Genomic DNA, 6006 nt, shown 5'->3' on the forward strand with positions numbered 1-6006 from the left:
TCGCACCGGACGGGCGGGAAGACCCGATGCCGCTCGGCGACAATCTGCGCCTCACCGTCCGGCCGCAGGCACCGCTGCAACTGCTCTTCACCGGCCATATGGACACGGTTTTCCCGGTCGACAGCAGTTTCCAGAACTGCGCCTGGCTCGGCGACGACGTACTGAACGGCCCCGGCGTCGCCGACATGAAGGGCGGCATCGCCGTCATGCTGGCCGCGCTCCGGGCGTTAGAGGCATCGCCCCTGTGCGACCGGATCGGCTATCAACTCATTCTCAACAGCGACGAGGAAATCGGCTCGCCCGGCTCCGCCGCATTGCTCGCCGATGCTGCCCGGGGCAAGCAGGCCGCCTTCACCTATGAACCTTCCGCGCTGCCGGATGGAACGCTGGCGGGCGCCCGGCCGGGCAGCGGCAATTTCTCGATCATCGTCACCGGCCGCAGCGCCCATGCCGGGCGCAATCCGGCCGACGGGCGCAACGCCCTGCTCGCCGCCGCCGACATCGCCCTTCGGCTGGAACGGCTTGTCCGCGACGGGCTGACCGTCAATCCGGCGAAGATCGATGGGGGCAGCCCCAATAATGTCGTGCCCGACCGTGCGATCCTGCGCGTGAACATGCGCCCCCGCACACCGGACGATCAGGCCCATGCCCTGCGGCACGTCCAGGCTCTGGACGACGCTCTTCAGGCGCTTGCGGTCGGTGACCGCCGTGATCTTGCGGCTGATGCCGCCGCCGCGGGCGGTGTTGGGCATCAGGACGCCGTAGCGGCCGGCCAGGGAGAGGTAGGTGGTCAGGGCCGCGCCCTTGTTGCCGCGCTCTTCCTTGACGACCTGGACCAGCATGATCTGCCGGCGGCGGATCACTTCCTGGATCTTGTACTTGCGCATCAGGCGGCGCTTGCGGCGCGCCAGCTCTTCCTCGACGTCGTCTTCGTCGTCGTCGATCGCGGTGTCTTCGCCGCCCACGTCATCCTCGTCGTCGCCGCCGGTGGCGCGACGCGAGATCGGGGTGTCGTCCTCGTCATCGCCGGAGTCGTCGCGCATCAGCGCTTCGCGGTCGGCGACCGGGATCTGGTAGTAGTCGGGGTGGATTTCGTTGAACGCCAGGAAGCCGTGACGATTGCCGCCGTACTCGACGAACGCAGCCTGAAGGCTGGGTTCGACGCGGGTCACCTTGGCGAGATAGATATTTCCACGAAGCTGTTTGCGGGTCTGGCTCTCGAAATCGAACTCTTCAACCCGGGTTCCGTCCACGACGACCACACGCGTCTCTTCGGCGTGTGCTGCGTCGATCAGCATCTTCTTCGACATTAAGGAAGTCTCCACGGCGCGCTGCGGGCGCTAGGCCCGGTCGCCGATCTGAATGAAGGGCGCGCGCGTCGCCGACCGTCGCCCCGCCAGCGCGGTTGCGAAGGGTCGGGTGCCAAAGGCGGTCGGGTGCGGCGCAGCCCATTGGGGTTTCGTTTTGTCCCTACCGCGCGGGGCGCGGATTGGATGTTTCTTGTGTCGCGCCAGGAGGCGCGGATCGGATGGCGCGTCGTCGCCAGGAGGGCGTTTGAGCCCGACGCGAGCCCCACGATACGGCGTCTCGGTAGGCGTCTTGCCCGCACGGTCGGTCGTATCGCGAACTATCTAGTCTGCCGCCTCGGCGTCGGAAGGGGTTCAGGACCTCTTTCGTCACCAAGGACAGCCCGCACGCAGTCGTGACGATCACGGAACTTCGCACGCGGCGGGACTGTAGCCACATCGGCGCGGAAAAGAAAAGCTTTCCACGTCGATCAGGACTTAACCCTTTGGCTACCCCCTTGGCCGGATATTGACGAACGGTTCACCAAATCCGGCTAGCGCGGACGGGTATGCGTAAGGTTCTCATCAGTCTGGCCCGTATGGGTTGGTTCAGGGCGGCCCTGATCGTCGGCGGCTTGACCACCGCTGGCGTCGCCGTCGCGACCGCCCAAGGCCCCGCCGCGCCCTCGGGCGTTCAGAAGGTCCGTTTCGGCGGCGACCGCACCGAGACCCGCGTCGTCATCGACCTGGACCGCGCCGCGGCTGGCAAGCTGATTTCCGATGGCGCGAGCGATCAGCGTCTGGTGTTCGCGCTCCCGAACATCACCATTTCCGGCGACCTGCAGGGCTCCGGTCAAGGTCTGGTCAAGCATTGGCTGATCGACGAGGCCGCCGGCGGCGCGCGTCTGCGCCTGGAACTGGCGGGCAAGGTCGAGGTCCGCCGCCGCTTCCTGCTGCCGCCGGGCGACGGGGCCACCGCCTATCGCTATGTCATCGACCTCAAGGCCGTGGACGGCGCCGCCATGCCGGCCGGGACCCAGACCGCGCCGCGTCTCACGTTCGCTAGCGCGCCGGTCAAGGCCGCGCCGCTTCGCCTGAAGAAGGTCATCGTCATCGACGCCGGCCACGGCGGTAAGGACTCCGGCGCCGTGGGCGCCAACGCCTTCGAGAAGGATGTCACCCTGGCCGCGGCCAAGGCCCTGAAGGCCCGTCTGGAAAGGACGGGCCGCTATCAGGTCGTCTTGACCCGCGAGACCGACACCTTCGTGCCGCTGGAAGGCCGCGTGCAGATCGCCCGCCGCGCCGATGCCGACCTCTTCATCTCGCTGCACGCCGATTCCGGACCCGACACCGCCACGCGCGGCGCCTCGGTCTACACCGTGTCCGAAAAGGGCGCGGAACGCGTGGGCCTGGTGCTCGACAAGAACGATTGGCTGATGAAGGCCAATCTGCCGGGCCGTGATCGCGCGGTCAGCCAGATCCTGCTCGACCTGTCGCAACGCGCGACCAAGAATCGCTCGGCCACCTTCGCCCAGCTGCTGCTGGCTAATGTGGGCGAGGAGACGGCGCTGCTGCGCCGCAGCCACCGCGACGCCGGCTTCTTCGTGCTGCTGGCGCCGGACGTGCCGGCCGTGCTGCTGGAGATGGGCTTCATCACCAATCCCGAGGATGAGGCGTTCCTGACCAACAAGGCCAGCCGCGCCCGCCTGGTCGACGCCGTCGGCGACTCCATTGAGGCCTATTTCTCGGCGGACGTCCGCAAGTCCTGACCGAAAGGTCCGCTTCCCCTTTCGCGCGTCGCGCTCTAATCACAGAGGCGAACGTTCGCGCCGTGCGCCGGACGATCAGAGTCTAGGTGTGCGGTGGGCGAGGGCGCCTGCCTCGACGGAGGTCGCGTGGATCTGAAACCCAGCGAACGATGGATGGCCATCGCGGGCGTGGCGGTGCTGTCGCTCATCGCCGTCGCGGGCTTCGCGATCGCGATCTACGCCGCCTGGCTGTTCCACGACATGCCCGACGCCGGCGAGCTGCAGGATTATCGTCCGCCCACGGCCACGCGCGTCTACGCCTGGGACGGCACCCTGATCGGCGAATACTCCAAGGAGCGCCGGATCTTCATTCCCTACGACCAGATCCCGCCGCAACTAGCCCAGGCCTTCCTGGCGGCCGAGGACCGCAACTTCTTCAGCCACGGCGGCGTCGATGTCGGCGGCCTGTCGCGCGCGATGATCAAGAACGTCGGCAACGCCATCCGCGGCAGGCGGCTCGAGGGCGGCTCGACGATCACTCAGCAGGTCGCCAAGAACGTCCTCTTGACCAGCGACGCCACCGTCGGCCGCAAGTTCAAGGAAGCCATCCTGGCCAGCCGCCTGGAGCAGTCGCTGACCAAGCAGCAGATCCTTGAGCTCTATCTCAACGAAATCTGGCTGGGCTATCGCTCGTTCGGCGTCGGCGCGGCGGCCTACAACTATTTCGGCAAGTCCCTGCCGGACCTGACCCTGGCCCAATGCGCCTATCTGGCCTCGCTGCCCAAGGGCCCGGACAACTACCACCCGATCCGCAACAAGGCCAAGGCGATGGCTCGCCGCAACTGGGTGCTGGGCCAGATGGCCGAGCAGGGCTGGATCACCAAGGCGCAAGCCCAGCAGGCGATGGCCGAGGATCTGGTCGTCCAGGCCGCGCCCAAGCGCGCCGCCTATCGCGACGCCGACTACTTCGTCGAGGAGGTGCGCCAGCGCGGCATGGCCACGCTTGGGCCCCGCCTGAACGAGGGCGGCTACTACATGCGCACGACGTTGGATCCGCGGCTGCAGACGGCCGCGCGCATGTCGCTGATGGACGGCCTGGAGCGCTACGACCGCCGTCACGGCTGGCGCGGCGCCTGGGGTCACGTCGAGTCCACGGACCTCAATTGGGAGAAGACCGCGCTCGCCAAGCCGATCCCGTCGGAGCGCAGCGCCTGGCGCCCGGCTCTGGTGACCTCCAATGGCGGCCAGGTGCGTCTGGTCAAGGGCGAGGGTGAGGGCCAGATCGTCGGCGAGGACATGGCCTGGGCCAAGGCCGGCAAGGGTCTGAAGGCGGGCGACCTCGTCTTCGTCGAGAAGGCCGCGAGCGGCGGCTACCGCCTGCGCCAGGTGCCGGCGGTCAACGGCGCCCTCGTGGCGATGGAGCCCTATACGGGCCGGATCGTGGCTCTGGTGGGCGGCTACAGCTATTCGCTGTCGAACTTCAACCGCGCCACCCAGGCCAAACGCCAACCGGGCTCGTCGTTCAAGCCGTTCGTCTACGCCACGGCCCTGGAGAACGGCTACACGCCCGCCAGTGTGGTGGTCGACGCCCCGATCACCCTGAAGGGCGCCAACGGCCAGGACTGGAGCCCAGAGAACTATCACAAGGAGTTCTATGGCGCTCAGCCGCTGCGCAAGGGCCTGGAGCAGTCGATCAATGCGATGACCGTGCGCCTGGCCCAGAGCGTGGGCATGAAGAAGATCGTCGACTTCGCCCAGCGGGCCGGCGTGGTGAAGACCATGGATCCGGTGCTGGCCATGGCGCTGGGGGCGGGGGAGACCACGCCGTTCAAGCTGACCGCGGCCTACGCCCCGTTCGTCAACGGCGGCCGCCGGGTCGAGCCGCACCTGATCGAGGTGGTCCAGGACCGCGAGGGCAAGGTCATCTTCCGCGCCGACAAACGCGACTGCGAGCGCTGCAACGCCGGCTTTAATGGCGACGAGAGCCCGCGCTTCGCAGCGCCGGGCGAGCAGATCATGGACCCGGTCACCGCCTACCAGATCACCTCGATGCTACAGGGCGTGGTCCAGCGCGGCACCGCCGCCGCCGTCAGTTCGCTGGGCCGTCCTCTTGCGGGCAAGACCGGCACGACCAATGAATATCGCAGCGCCTGGTTCGTCGGCTATTCGCCTAACCTGATCGTCGGGGTCTTCTTCGGCTTCGACGACAACCGCTCGCTGGGCGAGGGGGAAACCGGCGCGGCCGGTCCGGTGCCGGTGTTCATGGACTTCATGAAGGTTGCGCTCGAGGGCCAGCCGGTGGTCGACTTCAAGCCGCCGAAGAACGCCAAATTCGCCCTGGTGCGCGGCGTCCGCGAAGCTTTCCGGCCGGGCACCGAGCCCAAGATCGAGGTCATGCCCACGGGGCCAATCCCGTACAACGAGCTGACGCCGGGCCTGCCGCCGGTTCCGCAGCCCCAGGCCCAGCCCGGCAAGCCGCCGCAAAAGGTCGATCCGCTCAGCGGCCTCTATTGATGTCATTGCGCGGGGGAGCGACGCGGGTTAGAGCCTGCCCGGTTCAGATTTCCAATCTGAACCGGATCCGCGGGCTCTAGATTCAAAAGTTTAGAGCGCGCCCGAGCGGGTTAACCGCGCACACTTAACCCTGGCGCGCTCTCTCCCGCGCCCTTCAACACTGTCACGGAGTAACGTGATGCGACCGGATGTCGAGGCCGCCGCGGCCGACATCGAGCAGTCCGTGGGACTGCTCAGGAGGCGTCTTTGACTGGGACGTCGCTCTCCGCAAGCTCGATGAGCTGAACGCCCGGGTCGAGGACCCAACCCTGTGGGATCGCCCGTCCGAGGCGCAGGCCGTCTCGCGCGAACGCGCCAGCCTGGCCGCCAAGGTCGAGGCCGTACAGTCGATCGAACGCGACCTCAAGGACGCCGTCGAATACGCCGAGCTGGCCGACATGGAAGGCGATGAGGAGTCG

At 67.4% G+C, this 6006-nt stretch carries 3 protein-coding genes and 3 pseudogenes; 4 read left to right on the forward strand and 2 right to left on the reverse strand.

Annotated elements, in window-relative coordinates:
- Positions 1-98 precede the first annotated feature (98 nt).
- A pseudogene (locus Q0379_RS06095) lies at positions 99-608 on the forward strand (M20/M25/M40 family metallo-hydrolase); the annotation flags it as partial.
- 9 nt (positions 609-617) lie between these two features.
- On the opposite strand, the pseudogene Q0379_RS06100 reads toward Q0379_RS06095, so the two are convergent.
- Together Q0379_RS06100 and Q0379_RS06105 are read right to left on the reverse strand one after the other, a co-directional pair.
- Positions 618-1310: pseudogene (locus Q0379_RS06100) on the reverse strand (ribonuclease E/G); the annotation flags it as partial.
- Complete coding sequence (locus Q0379_RS06105; RefSeq protein WP_299005722.1) at positions 1234-1452, reverse strand: hypothetical protein; 219 nt, start codon at positions 1450-1452, stop codon at positions 1234-1236. The pseudogene Q0379_RS06100 and the gene Q0379_RS06105, both read right to left, overlap by 77 nt.
- 403 nt (positions 1453-1855) lie before the next feature.
- Between Q0379_RS06105 and Q0379_RS06110 the strand changes: the two genes are divergently transcribed.
- From Q0379_RS06110 to Q0379_RS06120, 3 genes and pseudogenes are all read left to right on the forward strand, one after another.
- A complete protein-coding gene (locus tag Q0379_RS06110) occupies positions 1856-3055 on the forward strand; it encodes an N-acetylmuramoyl-L-alanine amidase (protein ID WP_299005724.1) in 1200 nt (399 codons plus the stop codon).
- A gap of 126 nt (positions 3056-3181) precedes the next feature.
- Positions 3182-5548 (forward strand): penicillin-binding protein 1A, encoded by a 2367-nt coding sequence (locus Q0379_RS06115; protein WP_299005726.1) that lies wholly within the window; start codon positions 3182-3184, stop codon positions 5546-5548.
- A gap of 178 nt (positions 5549-5726) precedes the next feature.
- A pseudogene (locus tag Q0379_RS06120) lies at positions 5727-6006 on the forward strand (PCRF domain-containing protein); the annotation flags it as partial.

It is taken from the genome of uncultured Caulobacter sp. (genome assembly GCF_937900395.1).
Lineage (GTDB): Bacteria > Pseudomonadota > Alphaproteobacteria > Caulobacterales > Caulobacteraceae > Caulobacter.

Excerpts from the sequence above, each read along its gene's own strand:
- Q0379_RS06105 (WP_299005722.1), bottom strand. The coding sequence starts at position 1,452 with ATGGGCTGCGCCGCACCCGACCGCCTTTGGCACCCGACCCTTCGCAAC.
- Q0379_RS06110 (WP_299005724.1), top strand. The coding sequence starts at position 1,856 with ATGCGTAAGGTTCTCATCAGTCTGGCCCGTATGGGTTGGTTCAGGGCG.